General features: G+C 70.8%; 20 protein-coding genes. 9 read left to right on the top strand and 11 right to left on the bottom strand.

Translation table 11 applies throughout. The features are described 5' to 3' along the window. Nucleotides 1-298: 298 nt before the first annotated feature. Both ACFYW3_RS24780 and ACFYW3_RS24775 read left to right on the top strand, forming a co-directional pair. Nucleotides 299-1081, top strand: coding sequence for a response regulator transcription factor (locus ACFYW3_RS24780; RefSeq protein WP_351762974.1), 783 nt, complete (start codon nt 299-301; stop codon nt 1079-1081). A gap of 152 nt (nt 1082-1233) precedes the next feature. Next, the gene (locus ACFYW3_RS24775) at nt 1234-1884 is read left to right on the top strand and encodes a ScbR family autoregulator-binding transcription factor (RefSeq protein WP_351762971.1); all 651 of its coding nucleotides are present in this window, start codon (nt 1234-1236) and stop codon (nt 1882-1884) included. Here the strand turns inward: ACFYW3_RS24775 and ACFYW3_RS24770 are convergent. Continuing rightward, nucleotides 1875-2600, bottom strand: a complete 726-nt coding sequence (locus ACFYW3_RS24770; RefSeq protein ID WP_389387362.1) for a TetR family transcriptional regulator — start codon at nt 2598-2600, stop codon at nt 1875-1877. The two genes, ACFYW3_RS24775 and ACFYW3_RS24770, sit on opposite strands and share 10 nt — an antisense overlap. A gap of 284 nt (nt 2601-2884) precedes the next feature. Between ACFYW3_RS24770 and ACFYW3_RS24765 the strand changes: the two genes are divergently transcribed. After that, nucleotides 2885-4030, top strand: coding sequence for a sensor histidine kinase (locus tag ACFYW3_RS24765; protein WP_389387361.1), 1146 nt, complete (start codon nt 2885-2887; stop codon nt 4028-4030). A gap of 134 nt (nt 4031-4164) precedes the next feature. Here the strand turns inward: ACFYW3_RS24765 and ACFYW3_RS24760 are convergent, their stop codons facing one another. Further along, nucleotides 4165-4842, bottom strand: a complete 678-nt coding sequence (locus ACFYW3_RS24760; RefSeq protein ID WP_389387360.1) for an SGNH/GDSL hydrolase family protein — start codon at nt 4840-4842, stop codon at nt 4165-4167. A 375-nt stretch (nt 4843-5217) separates the two neighbouring features. Here ACFYW3_RS24760 and ACFYW3_RS24755 point away from each other — a divergent pair, with 375 nt between their 5' ends. Beyond that, nucleotides 5218-5895: a TetR family transcriptional regulator C-terminal domain-containing protein gene (locus ACFYW3_RS24755; protein ID WP_351762961.1), complete on the top strand. Its 678-nt coding sequence runs from the start codon at nt 5218-5220 to the stop codon at nt 5893-5895. A gap of 112 nt (nt 5896-6007) precedes the next feature. Here the strand turns inward: ACFYW3_RS24755 and ACFYW3_RS24750 are convergent, their stop codons facing one another. The 3 genes from ACFYW3_RS24750 to ACFYW3_RS24740 form a co-directional block, all read right to left on the bottom strand. Next, a complete protein-coding gene (locus tag ACFYW3_RS24750; protein WP_351762958.1) occupies nt 6008-7462 on the bottom strand; it encodes an MFS transporter in 1455 nt (484 codons plus the stop codon). Nucleotides 7463-7907: 445 nt separating this feature from the next. Then, nucleotides 7908-8195 (bottom strand): hypothetical protein, encoded by a 288-nt coding sequence (locus tag ACFYW3_RS24745; protein ID WP_389387359.1) that lies wholly within the window; start codon nt 8193-8195, stop codon nt 7908-7910. After that, nucleotides 8192-8431, bottom strand: coding sequence for a hypothetical protein (locus ACFYW3_RS24740; protein WP_351762952.1), 240 nt, complete (start codon nt 8429-8431; stop codon nt 8192-8194). Before ACFYW3_RS24740 ends, ACFYW3_RS24745 begins: the two co-directional genes overlap by 4 nt. 272 nt (nt 8432-8703) lie before the next feature. Between ACFYW3_RS24740 and ACFYW3_RS24735 the strand changes: the two genes are divergently transcribed. Together ACFYW3_RS24735 and ACFYW3_RS24730 are read left to right on the top strand one after the other, a co-directional pair. After that, nucleotides 8704-9240: a hypothetical protein gene (locus tag ACFYW3_RS24735; protein ID WP_389387358.1), complete on the top strand. Its 537-nt coding sequence runs from the start codon at nt 8704-8706 to the stop codon at nt 9238-9240. A 44-nt stretch (nt 9241-9284) separates the two neighbouring features. Further along, nucleotides 9285-9554, top strand: a complete 270-nt coding sequence (locus tag ACFYW3_RS24730; protein ID WP_389387357.1) for a hypothetical protein — start codon at nt 9285-9287, stop codon at nt 9552-9554. A gap of 49 nt (nt 9555-9603) precedes the next feature. Here ACFYW3_RS24730 and rox read toward each other — a convergent pair whose 3' ends face one another. Then, a complete protein-coding gene (rox, locus tag ACFYW3_RS24725) occupies nt 9604-11088 on the bottom strand; it encodes a rifampin monooxygenase (protein ID WP_389387427.1) in 1485 nt (494 codons plus the stop codon). A 612-nt stretch (nt 11089-11700) separates the two neighbouring features. Further along, nucleotides 11701-11904, bottom strand: coding sequence for a hypothetical protein (locus ACFYW3_RS24720; protein WP_351762945.1), 204 nt, complete (start codon nt 11902-11904; stop codon nt 11701-11703). Between the two features lie 162 nt (nt 11905-12066). Here ACFYW3_RS24720 and ACFYW3_RS24715 point away from each other — a divergent pair, with 162 nt between their 5' ends. Continuing rightward, nucleotides 12067-12693: a histidine phosphatase family protein gene (locus ACFYW3_RS24715; RefSeq protein ID WP_351762942.1), complete on the top strand. Its 627-nt coding sequence runs from the start codon at nt 12067-12069 to the stop codon at nt 12691-12693. A gap of 13 nt (nt 12694-12706) precedes the next feature. Further along, nucleotides 12707-13690, top strand: coding sequence for an endonuclease/exonuclease/phosphatase family protein (locus tag ACFYW3_RS24710; RefSeq protein WP_389387356.1), 984 nt, complete (start codon nt 12707-12709; stop codon nt 13688-13690). A 59-nt stretch (nt 13691-13749) separates the two neighbouring features. Here ACFYW3_RS24710 and ACFYW3_RS24705 read toward each other — a convergent pair whose 3' ends face one another. Together ACFYW3_RS24705 and ACFYW3_RS24700 are read right to left on the bottom strand one after the other, a co-directional pair. Then, entirely contained in the window at nt 13750-14823 is a 1074-nt protein-coding gene (locus ACFYW3_RS24705; protein WP_351762983.1) for a serine hydrolase domain-containing protein, read from the bottom strand. Between the two features lie 219 nt (nt 14824-15042). Beyond that, nucleotides 15043-15714 carry a DUF4097 family beta strand repeat-containing protein gene (locus tag ACFYW3_RS24700; protein WP_389387355.1) on the bottom strand — a complete coding sequence of 224 codons (672 nt, stop codon included), beginning with the start codon at nt 15712-15714 and terminating at the stop codon, nt 15043-15045. 220 nt (nt 15715-15934) lie between these two features. On the opposite strand from ACFYW3_RS24700, the gene ACFYW3_RS24695 reads away from it, so the two are divergent. Beyond that, nucleotides 15935-16669, top strand: coding sequence for a helix-turn-helix domain-containing protein (locus tag ACFYW3_RS24695; protein WP_389387354.1), 735 nt, complete (start codon nt 15935-15937; stop codon nt 16667-16669). Nucleotides 16670-16747: 78 nt separating this feature from the next. On the opposite strand, the gene ACFYW3_RS24690 is transcribed toward ACFYW3_RS24695, so the two are convergent. Next, a complete protein-coding gene (locus tag ACFYW3_RS24690; protein WP_389387353.1) occupies nt 16748-18013 on the bottom strand; it encodes a cation:proton antiporter in 1266 nt (421 codons plus the stop codon). Nucleotides 18014-18120: 107 nt separating this feature from the next. Beyond that, the gene (locus tag ACFYW3_RS24685) at nt 18121-18306 is read right to left on the bottom strand and encodes a hypothetical protein (protein WP_053680529.1); all 186 of its coding nucleotides are present in this window, start codon (nt 18304-18306) and stop codon (nt 18121-18123) included. Nucleotides 18307-18340: the final 34 nt, after the last annotated feature.

The raw sequence follows: 18340 nt of genomic DNA, 5'->3' as shown, positions 1-18340 counted from the left end.
CCCACGACCGGCCAACCGGCTGGAAACACGGGCGGCCCAGCCTCGTTAAACATACAACGCTGCCCGATTTCCTAGGGGTTACGGAGAGGTGCACGGGAGGCCTTCGTTGACCCCTCAGACCCCGAAACACCTGCCGATACCAGTCAAAACCCGCTAACCAGAAGTCATTTGACGAAACGTCAAAGGCGACATCGAAGCGCGTGAGGCGCGTTGACAATCAGACAAGTCTGTTTGGTATCTTCGACAAGCGCGAGCATTCAGCAGGCCGTGATGCGACGCCGTGCCTCAGGAGGAACAGATGAACCGGCAGGCCTTAGAGCTACTCGAACCCCGCACAGAGCGGCATCACCCCTTGATCCACCAGCCGCACCGCCCCGCACCCGCTCCGCAGGCCGCCCCGGCCCTCGCCGAGCGCGCCCCCCTGCGCCTCCTGGTCGTGGAGAACGAGGCGCGCGCCGCCGACACGCTCGTCCAGGGCCTGCTCAGGCAGGGGTACCTGGCCGAGAGCGTGGCCACCGGCGGGGAGGCCCTGCAATCGCACCCGCGGGTCGACCTGGTCCTGCTCGACCTCGACCTGCCGGACCTGGACGGCCTGGAGGTCTGCCGGGGCATCCGGGCCGTCAGCGACACCCCGATCATCGCCGTCACCGCCCGCGGCAGCGAGCTGGACCGGGTACTGGGCCTCCAGGCCGGCTCCGACGACTACATGGTCAAGCCGTACGGATTCCGCGAACTCCTGGCCCGCATCGAGGCGGTGATGCGCCGGGCGCGGCCCCGGGAGACGACCGCCCGGGCCATCGACCACGGCCCCCTGCACATCGACGCGACGACCCGCGAGACCACCCTGCACGGGCGGCCGGTGGACCTCACCCTCAAGGAGTTCGACCTGCTGCACGCCCTGGCCTCACAGCCCGGCGCCGTTCTCTCCCGACGCCAGCTGATGACCCAGGTGTGGGAAGACGCCTGGTCGCACCGGGGTCGCACCATCGACACGCACGTCAGCAGCCTTCGCGGCAAGCTCGGTTCGAGCAACTGGATCATCACGGTCCGCGGAGTCGGCTTCCGCCTCGGGCACCCCTGACGCGTCCGGGCGGCCCCGGCCGGGGCTCCCGGGGGGCGCCTCGCCGGGGAGAGCCGTTCCGGTTCGACGGTGCCCGTTGCTCGTTCCTCGCCCGTCTGGCAATAGGATGCAGACAAGTCGGTTCGATATCCAGGCGAGTGCGAGGGTCCGGGATGGGACAGCAGGAACGCGGAACGCGGTCGCGGCGCTCGATTCTCGAGGCTGCGGCGCGGGTCTTCGACGTACGCGGATTCGACGCCGCGAGCACCAACGAGATCCTGGCGAGCACCGGGCTGACCAGAGGGGCGCTCTATCACCACTTCCCCTCGAAGGAGGCCATCGCCGTCGCCCTGATGGCCGCGCACAGCGAGGCGCTGGTGGTGCCGGAGCAACCGGTGAAGCTGCAGGCCATCATCGACCTGACGCTGGAGTTCGCCTGCCGGCTGCAGCGCGACCCCGTACTGCGCGCCAGCGTTCGGCTGGCGGTGGAGCAGACCTCCTTCCCCCGCCCTCCGATCACCCCCTACGAGCAGTCGAGCGCGGCCATCCTCGGTCTGCTCGAACAGGCCCGGGACCAGGGCGAGACGCTGCCGGGGCTGGACCTGCCGGAGGCGACGGACATCATCGTCGGGACGTTCACCGGCATGCAGGTGATGTCGCAGGTGTACACCGACCGGCGTGACCTCATCGAACGCGTCAGCACGCTGTGGCGGTTCCTGCTGCCCGGCATCGCCGGCGCGGGCATGATCGGCAGGCTGCGCGTCACTCCGCCGCCGGCTGCCGGATCAGATCCGGCGAGCCCGCGGATCCCCGCTCAGTCCTGACCCGCACCGCCCGCACTGCCCGCACCGCCCGTACTACCCGCGTCGTCCGCACCGCCCGTACCGTCCGCGCGGACGGCGCGGGCGGCGCGGGCGGAAGCGGGGGTGTCCACCTCCGCGGTGCCGGTCGCCTCCGCCCCGTCCCTCTCCTCGAACAGGGGCAGCACCATGGCCCAGATCCGCCGCGCCGTCCGCGGGTCCCACCACCGGACGTCGGTGTAGCCCAGCGATTCCAGACCCGCGGTCACCACGACGGCGAGGTCCGCCAGGTTTTCCGGACGCGCGTCGGACGATCCGCCCGTCCCGCTCGCACCACCGTCACGGGCCCCCTCCACGACCTTCGCGTGGACCCGGTCCAACAACTCGTCGCGCAACCACGGCGGTTCCTCGGAGCCTTCGGCACTCAACCGCATGCCCGCGCGCACCAACCGGTCCTCGCCCATCGCCGCGCCGAGGGCCGCGCTGAACCGGGCCGGGGCGCCGGCCGCGGAACCCTCGAAACTGTCCTCCGCCAGGGCGGCCGTCCGCGCGTGCGCCTGTGCGTACACCTCGGCCACCAACTCCGCGGTGGAGGAGAAGTGGTGGTACAGCGCGCCCCGGCTCACGCCCGCGATGCGACAGATGTTCACCAGGCCGGCGTCGGCGAGCCGGCCGTTCGCGATGAGCTCCGTCGCCGCCCGGACGAGGGCCTGGCGAGTCAGCTCTGACCGCTTCTGCATCGCGCTGTGCCTGCCTCTTCCTCGACGTGACCATTCAGAGGGGCAGAGCGCCCGGACCGGCGTCACCACCCAAGCGGAACAATACAACCCTGCCTGTTTCCACTGACACCCCCTAGGCGAATCACCCGGCTCATTCCACCAAGAATCCGTCAGTTTTAGAGCACAGAACCTGACTTGACGGATTTCCCGGCCACGACTTGCATTTCGTGAGGCCTTGACAATCAGACAGGTCTGTTTGTTATGTTCGGGCCGTCGTCAGCGGTCCCGAACGTCGAGGAGTTCCGATGCACAGTTCGACCGCCACCCTCGCGGGAAGCCGCTTCAGCGAGGCCCTGAACGAAGGACTGCTGCGCGCCGCCCCGCGTCTGAACCGACCGCGCACCGCGCAGGCGGTTGCGGTCTTACGCCGTGACCCGACCACGCCCGGGTCAGCGCACCCCGCGGGGACGGCCGCCCCGGTGCTGGCGGCCTGGGAGACCGAGGCCGTCCTGGAGCGGTTCGCGATCCGGCTGCCCTCCGTACTGGCGCCCGCCGAGGCGGATCTGCCCGAACTCCGCGCCACCTTGGAGTCGTTCGCCCGTACCGTCCTGTGGCGCGCGGGACATCCGGACCTCCCGGGAAGCGCCGAGGAGGCCGTCCCGCCCGCGGCCGCCGCACACCGGCTGGTCGGCGCCGCCTCGTTGCTCCTGGAGTGCGCCCTGCTGCACGTCATGGAGCACGGAGCGGCCCACACCGGCACCGGACTGCTGCGCGCGGTGGCCGTCGTACGGAGCCTCGGCGAGGCCATGTCCGGTGCGGGCGCGAACTTCTGGCAGGGCGACGGAGGCTGGAGCGACAGCCGCCGACTGGCCCGGCAGTTGCACGACGAGCTCGGCGGCGCACTCGCCGCGGCCCGCCGCAGCGTCACCCTGGCCGCGCGCGAGCCGGAGGCCGCCTCGTCCCATCTGGCCGCCGCGGAGAAGGCGTTGGACGAGGCCGGACAGGAGAACCGGGCCCTGGTCGACGGGTTGCGCAGGCGCTCGCGGCTGCCCGCGCTCCGTGAGGCCCTCGACTCCTTCCTCGCGGGCGCCCGACCCGCGGCGAGCGTGAGCGTGCGGGTGACGGGCGACGAGACGCTGCTCCCCGAGCGGTTCCGGCAGGAGCTGTTCCTGGTCCTGCGCGAGGCGCTGCGCAACGCCTTCGCGCATGCCGACGCCGATCGTGTCGAGGTGGGCGTGCGCACCACGCGCCGCTGGCTGTACGCCAAGGTGGAGGACTTCGGCCCCGGTTCGGGCCAGGGGGCCGAGGTGACGGCCGCGCCCGGGCCGGCGTACGGACTGTGCTCGATGACCGAGCGCGTGGAGGAGCTGGGTGGCCGGCTGCGGATCTCCGCCGGTGAACAGGGGGGCACGCTCGTGGAGATCCACCTGCCGCTGGCCCCCCGCGTCTGAGGGCTGTCCCGCAATCCCTGGTGGATCAGCGCACGGCGTCGGACGCGAAACCTCGGCGCCGCGCTCCCCGAAAGGGGTCTCTCGGGTCCCTCGGGCCTCTCGGGTCTCTCGGGTCCCTCGGGTGGGTCGTTCCCTCAGGCGCGCCCGGTCCGGCCGAGGACGTGGCTCAGGCCCTTGACCATCTCCGCCGCCATCACCGCCTGTCCCGAGGTGGAGAAGTGGATGCGGTCCTCGCTCAGCAGGTCGTCCCGGTCATTGACGGGGTGGTGCCACATGTCGACGACGACGGCCTCGTGCTCGGCGGCCAGGCCGCGGGTGATGTCGTTGATCCTGGCGACCCGCTCGCTCCAGTCCGGGAAGACGGGAATGACGTACGCCCTGCCCAGGGTGAACGTCGTCAACTGGGCGCCGGTCCCCGACGCCAGCTCGTACATGCGGCGCAGCTTCCGCTCGATCTCGGTGAAGTCCGGCGTGCGTCGCACGAGGTCGTTAGCGCCGCACGGCAGGTGCAGCAGGTCCGGTGCGAACTCGATCGCGTGGTCGATCTGCTTGTCGAGGGTCTGCGCGGTCGTCGCTCCGTCCTCGGCGATGTTCAGGTACGCCAGGTCCGGTCGCACACGGCGCAGGACGTCGGCGAGCCGGTCGGACCAGCCCTTGTCCACATAGCCGGGGCCGGCATCGCCGGTGCCCGCCGACAGGCTGTCCCCGATCACCGCGAACCGGTGCCACGGGGCGTCGAAAAGCAGCGCGGCGGCCTCTAACGGCTGCAGGCAGAAGGGGTCGGACTCCTCGGTGAGGCGCATCGAAGTCATGAGAAAAGAATACGGACGATCGTATGCAGAAACAAGGGTCGGCCGTCTCCTCGAACGCCACCCCGCCGCCCCCGCCTTCCACGCCGCCCACGCGGCGCCGGCGGTCCAGGGCCATGGGGAGCCCTGGACGCGCCCGGCAACCTGCCGTATACCGTGGCGGTCAACGTTCAGCCTCAATGCCCGCGTCGGACCCTGGTGACCACCCGGAGAGGCATCGCGGTCCCTGCCCGGTCGGCGACTCCCCGCCCCCGGGACATCACCCCATGGATCATGCGCCCCCAGGAGTTGACTCCTGCAGTCGCGGGCATCACGGACGAGCGGTCAGAACCACTTCTTGCCCGCACTTCGGCCGGTAAATGCTGTACGATCGACCGTATGGGTAGTGTAGAAGAGCCGGCCACCTCGTCTCCGACCGGCTCCGGGTCGCCTGCGCTCCTGCCCCAGGAACAGCCCGAGGTGACGGACAAGCGCCTCCTGCGGGGCGCCCGTACACGCAAGATCGTGCTCCGCCAGGCTGTCGACATCGCCTCGCTGGAGGGTCTCGGGAGTATCAGTTTCGGTCGTCTCGCGCTCGACACGGGACTGAGCAAAGCGGGCATCCAGACCCTGTTCAAGACAAAGGAAATCCTGCAACTCTCGGCCGTCGAGTTCGCGCGCGGGCTCTTCATCGACGCCGTCATCCGGCCGGCGAAGTCGGCGCCCCACGGTGTCGCCCGGCTGCGCGCCCTGCTCGACCATTGGATCGTCTACGCGGAGACCTCGCTTTTCGCCGGCGGGTGCTTCCGGGCCGCGAACCTCGCGGAGTTCGACAGCCACCCCGGTCCGGTCCGTGACGCGCTCTTCCGCGATCAGCGGGATTGGCTCGAAGTCATCGCGGTCGAATTGCGCCACGCGATGGAATCCGGCGAGATCGAGGAACTCGACGTGGAGCTCGCCGTCTTCCAGATCGACGCCCTGCTGTGTGCCGCGAACACCGCCTTCCAGAGCGGTGACGTGGAGGCGGTGGGCAAGGCCCGCCGCATCATCGAGGGTCTGCTCGTCCCTCCGCGCTGAACATTCGCCCCGCCCCTGGGGGCGCACGCCTCCCGCTCGACACACGCCGATGCGGCGGACCGATCGGTCCGCCGCATCGGCGTCGTCGCGTTCCCCTTCGACGGTCGGCGTGTCAGCCGCTCGACCGTGCCTTCTTGTTCGGCAGCAGGAAGACCAGTACGGCCGCCAGGACCGCGATGGCGAACGTGGTCAGCGAGGACATGGCGAACGCGTGCCCGGCGGCCTCCGTCCGCCCGTCGGTCTCGGGGCGGAACGAGTTGAAGAAGATCGCCCCGATCACGGCGACGCCCAGCGCGCCGCCGATCTGCTGGGCGGTCGACAGGACCCCGGACGCCATGCCCACGGTCTCCGGGGCGATCCTGCTCAAGACCGTGTTCAGCAGGGGCGTGATGAGCAGTCCGCCGCCGACGCTCTGCAGCATCAGGGTGGGGATGATCAGCCCCGGGGTCAGCCTCGGTCCGGAGAGCAGGACGATCGCGGTCGTTAGGTATCCGGAGGCGAGCACGACCGCTCCGATTTCCAGGACCCGCCCACCGTACTTCGGCACGAGCCGACCCGCGATCTTGCTGAAGACGAAGAAGGTCACCGCGGCCGGGGTGTAGACCAGGCCCGCGCCGAGCGCGGACATGCCGAGCCCTTCCTGCATCGCGATGGACAGCGCGAGGTAGTAGGAGGTCAGCAGCGCGTACACGGCCAGGACCAGGACGATCCCGAGCGAGAACGAGCGCTGCGCGAACAGGCTCAGCCTCACCAGCGGATCCCCGCCGCGCTTGTCGATGGCGCGTTCCAGGCTGACGAACAGACCGAGAGCCACGACACCGGCGACGAAACAGGCCCAGGTCCACCACGGCCAACCCGCCTCACGGCCCTGGATGAGCGGGAACGTGAGCAGCAGCAGGGCGGCGCTCAGGGCGAGCACGCCGGGGATGTCCAGCTTGCGGGTGCCCGTCGCGCGGGACTCCGGTACGTACTTCACCGCGCAGAGGATCGTGACGATGCCGATCGGCACGTTGACCCAGAACACCGACCGCCAGCCGGTCCCGAACAGGTCGGCGCCGATCAGCAGACCGCCGACGAGCTGCCCGCTCATGGTCGCCAGGCCGATCACGATGCCCAGGGTGCCGAAGACCCGGTGCCGCGCCTTCTCCGCGACGACGAGCGTGATGACCGCGAAGACCTGGGGCACCATCAGTGCCGCGCCCAGGCCCTGGACGATGCGGGCCCCGATGAGGGTACCGGGGTCCTGCGCCACGGCGCAGGCCAGCGACGCCAGGGTGAAGACCGCGGTGCCCGTGATGAAGATCCGCTTGCGTCCGTAGAGGTCGGCGAGCCGGCCGCCCGTGATCATCAGTACCGCGTAGCTGAGCTGGTAGCCCGCGAGGATCCACTGCAACTGGCCGACCGAGGCGCCCAGATCGGCCTGGATCGCGGGGCCCGCCACCACGACGATGAACGAGTCGAGGATCGCCATGAACAGGCCGACCATGACGACGGACACGGCGGGCCACGGCACTGCGGGAACGGCCTCCGGCTCCACCGCGACGGCTTCTGCTTTGGCATTCGTCACGAATGCGTCCCCTTCTCGTCTTTCCACTCCGCGCCGGACATCACGGCCCGGCGGGACGCGGTCGAGACCGCCCGGACCGATACCTGCGGGATGAGTGTACGCACGACCGTATTTTTACTTCAATCGTTAATCCGGGGCCCCAACGGCCTCCGGCGGCACCCCGTGCGCGCTGCGTTGGAAGACGTCGACGTGCGCGGCGATGCCTCGGGGTCGCCCGGGCCGGGCTGCCGGTCAGGGTGCGGGCCACCTCTCGGCGGGAGGGCAGCGGGGCGCGCCCGGCATCCGGCTCGGTGTCCGCACCGGCCTCCGCACCGGCCGCCGGCTCGGCGGTCGCAGGGGGAAGGGATGACCCCGGTGGCCGCGAGGGTCGGGAACGGACAGGCGGGTCGGCGGGTTCTACCGCGAAGAAGTGTCCGTGCCGCCCCGCTCCAGGCGCCCCACCCCGCTACATCGGGGGCGCCGACCAGACCTCGGGCCCTCCGCCGCGCCATTCCACGAACCCCGGGTCGGCGAGGTCGGCGTCCTGCGCGTCCTCCATTCCCGCGGCGGCCAGGAAGATCGCGATGTCCTCGTACCGGTAGGCGGTGCCCAGGCTCCGCCCGTCGCAGTGCACCCGGCGCCAGCCGCGGCGATCCGGCGGGTGCACGACCAGGCGCGGCGCGGCCGAGCCGCCCTCGTCGAACGGCTCGTTCGGATGCTCCGACCGATCGGGGCCCTGACAGGAGTCCCTCATGCCGCCGTCACCCAGCCGCGCGCTCTCGCCAACCGGCGGAGTTCCACCCTGCCGGCCGGAGAGCGGTTCGGTTCCGCCCAGTAGGCGTGCGCCTCGATCCTGCAGGACAGGACGATCAGGCGACGTCGCGGCACGGCCGTACCGGCCTCGGCGGGCTGCCGGGCCAGCTCCCGGTAGGTGCGGAGCCACTGGACCTGGAGTTCCACCAGGTCGTCGGGGAAGGGAGTGCATGCCATCCCCTAATTCAATCACGTGTTCGATTTCCGGCGCGAACCGCGCACCACGTGCCGCGCACCGCGCACCGCGCACCGCGTGCGACTCGACCTCACAGTCAGGCTGGGCACGTAGGCGGGTCGCCCCACGGCGGGCCACTCAGGGGGGCGTGCGCCCGGCACGCGATCGCGCCGACTTCGAGTGGCCCGCTTCGCGGCCTGCCCGCACCTTCGCCCGGCGGGCCGGTCAGCGGCACGGCCGGGCCCGACTTCATGTGGTCCCTTAGACTCCGCCGATGATCGAGATCCTCGAAAATCTGGACCTGCTGTCCCGGCCGAACCTCGACCTCGCCAGTGTCGAGGTGAACGGCATCGCCCTGGGGGCGCCCGCCACCACCGTTCCACGACAGCGCATTGTGGGCGGCCTGTCCTCCATCATCGCCCGATATCGCGGTGGGACCGACATCGAAAGCGAGTACTACGACGCCGAGGGACGAAGTCTGACGCTGGACCAAGTCATCGAGGACATCGTCCGTTCGGACGGATTCCTCTACGGCGCCGACGAGATCAACTACAAAGTACGCGCTGGAGCAGTGGTCGGCTTCGCGATCAGCGGCCCGCACCTTTCCCACTTCGCACACCTGACCTCGTACGAGGAGTTTCTGACTGTGTTCGGCCGGCCTGACCGAATACACGAAAATAGGGCGTACGGCGACCTCCTGAGCTACGAGACCTACTACTGGGGCGCCCGGAAGCATGTGACGTGGGACCCGTGGGAGGACCGGGTGAGCTTTGTCAACCTGGGCGATTTCGAGGGGAACAGCGGCCCCTGACCGGACAACTTGCCGCCGGTCACGAACGTACCGTCGTCCAGCAGGTGCAGCAGGTCGATGGCCGCCGGCTCGGCAACTTCGAAAAGGTACGAATGCGGGAAGGGGACGTGTTCGAGTTCGACGGGCGGTTCGTGCCCTTCGTCAACCAAGCGCCGATCGACGTCGTTCCGCACGAAGCGAATGAGGCAACCAACCAGGTCAGCTTCCTTGGTGGGGCCGAGATCCTGCCCGGTGAGGTAGGCCTTGGAGAACGAAATCAGGCGATCGGCGCACTGTCCCTGTCTCTGTACGAGCTGACGCACAAGGTCCTCTGACGGCTCGCCATCGGCGGCCCGGACCGTGTTCCAGGCGGCCGTCCTGCGCTCAGCCGGTCGTCGCGGCGCCGAACCACCGGGGCAGCGTGCCAAGCAGGTCACTCTGTTCGTCGCCGACCCACGCCACGTGGCCGTCCGGACGGAGCAGCACGGCGGGCACGTCCAGTTCCTCACAGGCGTCGACGACGTGGTCGATCCGGTCCGCCCAGCCTTCGGCGGAGAGCTGGCCGGTCCGGTCGAGCAGGAGCCCTCGGCCGTCGCGCATCAGCTCGTAGAGGCGGCGACCGCGCTTCAGCCCGACGTCCCGCATCCGCCGGCCGAGCAACTCGTGCCCCTCGCCGAGGTCGTAGCGGACGTCGACCGCGGTGATCATCCCGGTCACATACCGGTTCACCTCCTCGAAATCCATCAGCTTCGAGAACAGCCTGCGCACCGCGGTCGCCCCCGGATCGGCCCCGAGCAGGGTCATTTGCGCGCGGGTGTTGTCCAGTACGTCGGCGCCCACCGGATGCCGTTCGGCGTGGTAGCTGTCCAACAGACCTGCCGGCGCCCAGCCGTTGACGGTGGCGGCCAGCTTCCAGCCGAGGTTGAACGCGTCCTGCACGCCGAGGTTGAGTCCCTGCCCGCCGGTCGGCGGGTGGATGTGCGCCGCGTCGCCTGCGAGCAGCACCCGGCCCACCCGGTAGTGCTCGGCCTGCCGGGTGGCGTCGCCGAAGCGGGAGAGCCAACGCGGCGAGTGCGCCCCGAAGTCGGTGCCCGCGCAGGCCAGCATCCGCTCCTTGAACTCGTCGAGCGTGGGCGCGGTGGCCCGGTCCTCGGCCACCCCTTCGGCGGGCACCAGGACGCGGTACACCCCCTGGTTCCCGTCCACGTCCGGGATCGCGCCGAACCGCAGTTGCGTCCCGCGGACTTCCTCGACCACGGCGGCGATCGTCGCCGGATCCTCGGTCAGCTCCATGTCCCCCAGCAGCGTCTCGACCGTGGCGGGCTCGCCGGGGAAGCCGACGCCCAGCAGTTTGCGCACCGTGCTGCGGCCACCGTCGCAGCCGACGACGTGGCGCGAGCGCAGGTGCGTACCGTCCGCCAGTTCAACGGTCACCCCGTTCTCGTCCTGACTCAGCCCCACCAGTTCGCACCCTCGCCGGATCTCGGTACCGAGTTCGAGGGCGCGCTCGTCGAGGAGCCGTTCGGTGACGGGCTGCGGGGTGGCGAGGCCGTAGGGGTGAGCGGTGTCCAACCGGTCCGGCCACGGCTTGACGACCCCGCCGAAGAGCCCGCCCACCTGGAACTTCTCACTGACCGCGAGGAACCGGTCCAGCAGGCCCCGCTGGTCCATCAACTCGACGCTGCGCGCGTGCAGGCCACGGCCTCGGGACTGCCCGGTCGGCTCGGTCAACCGCTCCAGCACGACCACGCGCACGCCGGCCAACCGCAACTCGCAGGCCAGCGTCAAGCCGGTCGGTCCGCCACCGACCACGATCACGTCCACGTCCACGTCCACGTCCACGTCCACGTCCACGTCCACGTCCATCATCACCACGCCGCCCGTTCCACGATTCGATGTCGGCCGGTCGCCCCGCACGGTCCGGCGGCGGGGTGTGCGCTCCGCGAGACCCACACGTCGACGAGGCGTGCGGACGCGCACATCCGTGTTGTCCGTGTTGTCTGCGGATTCCGGCTTCGATCGGAGATTCTGCGGCACGACCGGTGCCTTGCCGCAAGGCCCCCTGTGCGCTATATCTTGAACATGGCAAGGAGTATCGACTCCTTGCCTTCGCTGTTTCCGGAGCCCGGGAAAGCAGCAGCCCGCGGCCCGGAACCCGGGTCCTCAGGACGCGCGGGACGTGTTCGCCGCGCCGGTCCGGGTCTCGCGGCTCCGCAGGACCGATGCGAGGACCGCCCTCTGGAACGGGGGCAGCGACGGTGCCACGCGGCGGCTCAGTTCCGACAACCGGCAAGACGTCTTCTTCTCAGTCATGCGCCGCGCCTACCCCGCGCGAAGCCTCCGACGCCCCGGCGGGGTGGAGTGGGGTCTCCCCCGCGGGGCTGCCGGTGAGGACCCGTGCCCGGACACACCGCACACACCTCGGCGGTTCACCCCGCGTCTGTCGTGGGGTGAACCGCCGAGGTGTTCGCGCGGGGCGCGTCAGCGTCTGCGGCCCCAACCCGACCGGCGGCCGGCGCCGCCGCCCGTGCGGGCGCTCGAACCGACGCCCCCGAAGTGCAGGGCCAGTACCGCCAGCCCCAACAGCATGATGTTGACCGATGACAGGACGTCATTCGTGTCGATACCCGCCGCGTTGATGACGAACGCGATGAAGAACAGTACCGCCGCAGCGATGGCCAGCATGGGGACCTCCCTCTCGAACAACCGTGCCGACCGTGTGCCCCGCATCCCCCGGCACACACCGCCCGGGAGGTCAGGAGCGCGGGACGGCCCAGGTGGAACCGCAGTGGCGGGGCGCGGCGTCCTCCACACATCCGGAAGATCATGAACATGAGGACCCCGCCCATGACCGCGACAGCCGCCGCCCGCTACCTCTACCTCGCCCGACACGCTGAGGCGTCGCCGGACGAGAGCGAGTTGACGGACACCGGTCGCCTACAGGCCTCGCTGCTGGGTGAACGGCTCGCGGGCGCCCCGCTCTCCGTCGTCCATCACGGCCCGCTGCCGAGGGCCGCGCGGACCGCCGCCCTGATCGGCGAGCGGCTCGACGGGGTCCCCGTACGGGAGTCGGACCTGGCCGGGGACTACGTCCCGTACCTGCCGCGGCGCGAGGAACTGCCGGCGGACTCGGCCGACGCGATGCTGGAGCGGCAGGCGGCCTTCCCCGCCGAGGAGCGGGAGGGGGGTCCGGAGCGGGCCCGGGCGGCGCTCGCGCGCTTCGCCCGCCCGGTGGCGGGCGACGAGCCCCGGCACGAGTTGGTCGTCACCCACGCCTTCCTGATCGGCTGGTTCGTACGGGCTGCCCTGGACGCGCCGAAGTGGCGGTGGATGGGACTGGGCCCCGCCCATGCCGCGCTGACGGTGATCCGGTACGCGCCGGACCGACCGGCGTCCGTGCTGCTCTACAACGACACGGGGCACCTGCCGGCGCGAGCCCGGTGGACGGGCTTCCCCGCCGAACTGCGGATCTGAGGGGCGGCGGAAGGTGGACCGCGCGCGCATCGAGGCGTCGCGTCTGATCGGCACCTCACCGGTGCTCACCGTGTCGGCGGTGCTGCTCGCCGCCCTGTTGACGCTGCACCGCCTCGTGCCCGACCTGCCGGGGCGGCCGGGGAGTCTGCTGGAGACGTTCCTGCCGTGGCTCGGGGTGTCGGTCCCGCTGCTGGTGGGGGCCGCGGTGCTGCGCCGGTCGGCCGTCGCCTCGTTCGCGGTGTTGTTGCCGGTCGCCGCCTGGCTCGCGCTGTTCGGCGCTCTGCCGCTGCCCGGTGCGGGCGGTGCGCCCGGCGCTCCCGGCGCTCCCGGTACGGACGACGGTCGTGCTCTCGTGGCCGTGCAGCACAACGTCGCCGACGACAACCCGGATCCGGCGGGCACGGCGAGGGCGCTGGCCGCGGCGGACGCGGACCTGATCGCTTTGGAGGAGCTGACACCGGCCGCGTTGCCCTCGTACGAGGCCGTCCTGGCCGCCGGGTATCCGGACCACACCGTCCACGGCACGGTCGGGCTCTGGTCGAGGTACCCGCTGGTGGACGTACGCCCCGTGGACATCAGGCCCACGGGGGTGGGGCCGGAATGGAACCGCGGGCTGCGCGCGACCGCCAGGACCCCGCGGGGGGACGTAGCCGTGTACGTGGCCCACCTGCCGTCCCTGCGGATCGGCGCCCACGGCTTCGGTTCGGCGCGACGGGACGAGAGCGCGGTGCGACTCGGCGCGGCGGTCGCGGCCGAGCCGTCGCGGCGGGTACTGCTGCTCGGGGACCTGAACGGCACGGTGGACGACCGGGGGCTGGCCCCGCTCACCTCGCGGCTGACGGCGCCGGGTTCGGGTTTCGCGTTCAGTTGGCCCGCGCGCTTCCCGCTGGCCCGGATCGACCAGGTCCTGGCCCGGGCGGCGACCGTCACCCGGGTCTGGTCGCTGCCACGGACCGGAAGCGACCACCTGCCCGTCGCCGCACGCGTCACGCTCTGACCCCGGAGTCCGACACACCCGCGCACCCGCGCGAGGCCTGCGAGGGTGCCGGGTCCTGTCTACCGAGCCGGGTCCGCCGGCTTCGCCTCGCCGGCGCCGAACACCTCCTTGACCAGCCTTTGCGTCGCCTGGTGGAACGGGGCTGCCATGGACAGCGCGGCGTCGTCGACGTAGTTCAGCGCGGCGGTCAGGGTCCTGCTGCCGTCGGGCGTGCTGTACATGAGGGCCGCGTGGCCCGCCATGCCGCCGTTGTGGGTGATGACGGTGCCGCCGCCTTCGCCCGTGTCCTGGACGAACACCCCCAGGCCGTAGCCGACCTTGGGATGCGGCGCGAACATCTCGGCCAGCAGCGGGGCCGGCAGGAGCTTGCCTCCCACGAGCGCGGAGATGAATGTGTGCAGGTCCCGGGTGGTCGAGATCATGTCTCCACCGGTGGAGATCCATGAGGGGTTCTGGCGGGTGACGTCGACCGTCTCCTGCCGGCCGGCGTCCTCGCAACGGTAGTAGGCGTGGGTGTGCGGCTCGGGAATCTCCGGGTCGGTTTCCGGCAGCACGGTCCCCGACAGCCCGAGCGGCCCCAGGATCAGGCGCCGCATCTCCTCGGCGAGCGAGCGGCCGGTGACCTTCTCGATCAGCAGCCTGGCCAGCACGTAGTTGGTGTTGGCGTAGCTCCAGTCCGTCCCCGGCTCGAAGCGCGCCGGCTTGGACAGGGCCAGCCGGACCAGCTCTTGCGGCCGGTAGGTCTTGAACCGGTTGTCCACCCACTCCCGGCCCGCGATCGTGGCGGGGATCCCCGCCACGAACGTCCCGTCGTCGTAGTACTCGCCGGTGAAGTTGAAGACCCCGCTGGTGTGTTGAAGCAGCATCCGCACCGTGATCCTGCGGTCCAGCCCGAACTCGGGCAGGTACTCGTCCGCCGGGGTGTCCAGCCCGATCCTGCCCTCGGCCACCAGTCGCAGCACCAGGGTCGCGGTGAAGGTCTTGGTGTTGCTGCCGATCCGGACGTGCCCGTCCGTCGGTGGCTTCGCGCTCTCGCCGAGCTTGCGCACCCCGGCGCTGCCGACCCACTCGCCCCGCTCATCGTGCACGCGCATCGTCACACCGGTGAAGCCGGACTCGACCATCTCCTCCATGATCTGGCTCAACTCGGGTCGATCCGAGAGGACTTGGTGGCCCTGGTGGCCCTGGTGGTCTTCGTGGTCCTGGTGGTCCTGGTGGCCCTGGTGGTCTTCGTGGCCCTGGTCGGTGGGGGTGAGGGACATGTGGTGTGCTCCTTGTGGACTGTCTCGATTGCCGACTGCCTCGATTGCCGGCTGGAGGACGTGATCGCCGAGCCCGGCGGGGTGGCCCGCTTACACGCTGCGGGCGGTGATGTCGCCGTGGGCGGTGGTCGCGTGGATGCTCAGACCGGCGGTGGCGCCTTCGGTGTTCAGAAGTGCGTTGTGGATCCGGCCGTGACCGGTGCCCGCGTCCAGGGAGGCGGAGACCCCGCGCGCCGCGCCGACCGTGATGTCGCCGGCCTCCGTGCGCAGGTCGACCGTGCCGCGTACGGCCTCGGTGATGCGCAGGTCGCCCTTGCGGGTGCTGATCTCCGCCGGGCCGCCGAGCCGGCCGACCGAGATGTCCCCGGCGAGGAGGGTGAGGCGGGCGCCCGCGGTCTCGTCGAGTTTGACCGTGCCCCGCGCGCCCTCGAAGGTCACCTCACCGAGGCGGCCCACGCCCCGGAACTCGACGGCGGCCGTCTTCGCCTCGACGTGGGAACCGGCGGGCACCTGGACCGTGACCTCGACGGAACCGGAAGCGCCGAGCACCTGGTTCCCCGCCTCCGGGACCGTGATCCGCAGGACCCCGTCGACGTACTCGACCGCGGTCCGCTCCGCCGCCTTCACATCACGACCCTTCGAGGCACTCACGGGGAGAACCTCGACGGCCGTGTCGGCGCGCTCGGCGGCGATGAACCGAACATGACCGGCGGGAACGTCCAGGACGACCGAGACCGGGGCGGGGGTGTCGAACTTCAGCATGGTGACTTCCTTCGCATCGTTGTTTCCGATGAGGGAAAAGCTACGTTGCGTTTGAGGATCGGGCAATCACTTCGTTGCACATGAGGCGCATCATTGCTGGTGAAGGCCGTTAATTCGTTGCATTGGCCTTAAAATCAATGCAACACACAAGCCCGTTTCGTTGCAATGGAATAAGAGTGAACGCTATGCTGGGGCATCACACACCACGAAGGAGACCGCGATGCCGGGAGGCAGACTCACCCAGCAGGAACGCCGGCAGATCGCACTGGGGGTGGCCGACGGGCTCGCCTACGCGGAGATCGCCAGGAGCCTCGACCGGCCGACCTCGACGATCACGCGTGAGGTGATGCGCAACGGCGGCCCCGCCGCCTACCGCGCCGACCTCGCCCACCGCGCCACCGAACAGCGCGCCCACCGACGCAAGCGCACCACGCCCCGGGATCCCGGCACGTCCCCGCAGGCGAACGGACGCGACACCGAGGCCGTCCGTGAGTACGAGGAGGTGTTCGCCACCGTCTTCATGCAGTCGGGCCTGCCCAAGATGACGGCCCGGGTGCTGGCCGCCCTCTACACCACCGACGCCGGCAGCCTCGGCGCCTCCGAACTCGCCGGGCGCCTCCAGGTCAGCCCGGCGACCGTCTCCAAGGCGATCGCGTTCCTCGACGATCAGGGCCTCATCCGCCGGGAACGCGACGAACGGCGCCGCGAGCGCTACATCGTCGACGACGACGTCCTCTACCAGTCGACGATGGCGAGCGCCCGCGCCACCGCCCACCTCCGCGATGTCGCCCGGCAGGGCGTCGACGTCCTCGGCCCCGGCACCCCGGCCGCGGCCCGCCTCGAGAACATCGCCCGCTTCGTCGACTTCATCTCCGAGAGCATCGCCCGCGCCGCGGACCAGGCCCGCGCTGTCCTCCACACCAAACCCGAACCGACATCGGAGAACGCCACCTGAGCCACGTGCGTATCGAGGCCGGTGACGGCAACGTGAAGGACCCGAAGGGAACCCGGCCAGGATGACGGTGGGTGGCGGTCAGCGGTTCGCGGTCGCGGGCCGTGGGGTGTCCGGTGCCGGGGCCGACGGGCCCGCGAGTTTCAGCAGCGGGCCGGTCATCAGGGTGGTGACCAGGGCGACGACGGTGAGTATCGCGAGCAGTGGACCATCGATGATGCCCGCCTCGTGGCCGATCTGGAGGACGACCAGCTCGGTCAGTCCGCGGGTGTTCAGCAGCACGCCCAGAGTGAACGACTCCCGCCAGGGCAGGCCCGCGTACCGCGCGGCCAGCCCCGCGCCGCCGATCTTTCCGAGGACGGCCACGGCCAGCAGGGCCGGCAGGACCAACCCCCCACCCGAGGAGAGTTCCAGGGCCGACAGATTCACTCCGAGCCCGAAGCCCAGGAAGAAGAAGGGCAGCAGTACGGTCTTGGACGTGGTGGCCAGCGGCTCGGCGGCGGCGACGGCGAACGGGTCGCCGGCCGGCCACACCAGGCCCACCAGGAACGCACCGATGAGTTGGTGCACGCCGAGGGCGGCGGTCAGCGCCGCGGAGGCGGCGATCGCGATGACGAGCAGGACCCGGAGGGTGGCGGGGTCGGTGGTCCCGCCCTTGCGCGCGAACCACCCGGCCGCCGCCCGGCGCACCGGCCCCAGGTAGACGGCGACCACGACCACCGCGACGAGCGCGCGTACGGCCGCGTCCCGGTGGTCCGAGCCCTGGGACAGCGCGACGATCGCCGAAAGCGCCAGCCAACTGCCGCCGTCACCGACGGCCGCGGCGAACAGGCTCAGCCGGCCGGGCCGGGTGCGGGAGAGGCCCAGATCCTCCAGCATGCGGGCCAGCACCGGGAACGCCGTGATGCTGATCGCGCATCCGATGAACAGGACGAAGACGGACTCCGGCAGGCCCGCGGGCGTGTAGCGGTCCGCGAGCGGCAGGGCGGCCAGGGCGCCACCGGCGAACGGGACCAACAGGGAGGCCTGGCTGACCAGCAGGCCCTGCCGGGCGGTGCCCCGCACCCGCATCGAGCAGAGCTCCTGCCCGGTGAAGAACATGAACACCGCCAGGCCGATCTGCGCGAGCCCGGAGAACATGGGCAGCACGGCCTGCGGGAACAGCCACACCATCGCCTCGGGGGCGAGCGCGCCCAGGAGCGAGGGGCCGAGGGCGATGCCCGCGACCACCTCGCCCATCACGCGCGGCTGGCCGACCCGGACGGCGAGGCCGCCCGCGACCCGCGACAGGGCGAGGACCACGGCCGCGCCGAGGAAGAAGTGGCCGACGGAGTCGAGAGCAAACATGCGGTTCCGTTCTGCCGGACCAGGCCGGTCCGGCCCTTCGCGGTGCGGCGGTGCCGGGTGCTGTCAGTGGCGGAGCCGGGTGCCGTCAGTGGCGGAGCCGGGTGCCGTCAGTGGCGGGGGCGGCGGCTGAGTGCCATGCCGGCGAACAGGAAGACCGCGCCCAGGACGCCGGCGATGACGGCCGCCGTGGTGTGGGCGGGCTGGTCGCCGGCGTGCAGGACGGCCGTCACGACGCCCATCACGCCGCTGATGTAGCAGAAGATCGTCAGGAAGATCTTGAGGCTCGGATTCATGGGGGGTGGGTCCAATCGGATAGGGGCGGTTGTT

The organism is Streptomyces sp. NPDC002602 (assembly GCF_042889445.1).
Classification (GTDB): domain Bacteria; phylum Actinomycetota; class Actinomycetes; order Streptomycetales; family Streptomycetaceae; genus Streptomyces.
This window is presented reverse-complemented; position numbering and strand designations above follow the sequence as displayed.

Excerpts from the sequence above, each read along its gene's own strand:
- ACFYW3_RS24765 (WP_389387361.1), top strand. The coding sequence starts at position 2,885 with ATGCACAGTTCGACCGCCACCCTCGCGGGAAGCCGCTTCAGCGAGGCC.
- ACFYW3_RS24695 (WP_389387354.1), top strand. The coding sequence starts at position 15,935 with ATGCCGGGAGGCAGACTCACCCAGCAGGAACGCCGGCAGATCGCACTG.
- ACFYW3_RS24700 (WP_389387355.1), bottom strand. The coding sequence starts at position 15,714 with ATGCTGAAGTTCGACACCCCCGCCCCGGTCTCGGTCGTCCTGGACGTT.
- ACFYW3_RS24685 (WP_053680529.1), bottom strand. The coding sequence starts at position 18,306 with ATGAATCCGAGCCTCAAGATCTTCCTGACGATCTTCTGCTACATCAGC.
- rox (WP_389387427.1), bottom strand. The coding sequence starts at position 11,088 with ATGATGGACGTGGACGTGGACGTGGACGTGGACGTGGACGTGGACGTG.
- ACFYW3_RS24720 (WP_351762945.1), bottom strand. The coding sequence starts at position 11,904 with ATGCTGGCCATCGCTGCGGCGGTACTGTTCTTCATCGCGTTCGTCATC.
- ACFYW3_RS24705 (WP_351762983.1), bottom strand. The coding sequence starts at position 14,823 with ATGGAGGAGATGGTCGAGTCCGGCTTCACCGGTGTGACGATGCGCGTG.
- ACFYW3_RS24690 (WP_389387353.1), bottom strand. The coding sequence starts at position 18,013 with ATGTTTGCTCTCGACTCCGTCGGCCACTTCTTCCTCGGCGCGGCCGTG.
- ACFYW3_RS24745 (WP_389387359.1), bottom strand. The coding sequence starts at position 8,195 with ATGAGGGACTCCTGTCAGGGCCCCGATCGGTCGGAGCATCCGAACGAG.
- ACFYW3_RS24740 (WP_351762952.1), bottom strand. The coding sequence starts at position 8,431 with ATGGCATGCACTCCCTTCCCCGACGACCTGGTGGAACTCCAGGTCCAG.
- ACFYW3_RS24715 (WP_351762942.1), top strand. The coding sequence starts at position 12,067 with ATGACCGCGACAGCCGCCGCCCGCTACCTCTACCTCGCCCGACACGCT.
- ACFYW3_RS24760 (WP_389387360.1), bottom strand. The coding sequence starts at position 4,842 with ATGACTTCGATGCGCCTCACCGAGGAGTCCGACCCCTTCTGCCTGCAG.
- ACFYW3_RS24770 (WP_389387362.1), bottom strand. The coding sequence starts at position 2,600 with ATGCAGAAGCGGTCAGAGCTGACTCGCCAGGCCCTCGTCCGGGCGGCG.
- ACFYW3_RS24735 (WP_389387358.1), top strand. The coding sequence starts at position 8,704 with ATGATCGAGATCCTCGAAAATCTGGACCTGCTGTCCCGGCCGAACCTC.
- ACFYW3_RS24755 (WP_351762961.1), top strand. The coding sequence starts at position 5,218 with ATGGGTAGTGTAGAAGAGCCGGCCACCTCGTCTCCGACCGGCTCCGGG.
- ACFYW3_RS24775 (WP_351762971.1), top strand. The coding sequence starts at position 1,234 with ATGGGACAGCAGGAACGCGGAACGCGGTCGCGGCGCTCGATTCTCGAG.
- ACFYW3_RS24780 (WP_351762974.1), top strand. The coding sequence starts at position 299 with ATGAACCGGCAGGCCTTAGAGCTACTCGAACCCCGCACAGAGCGGCAT.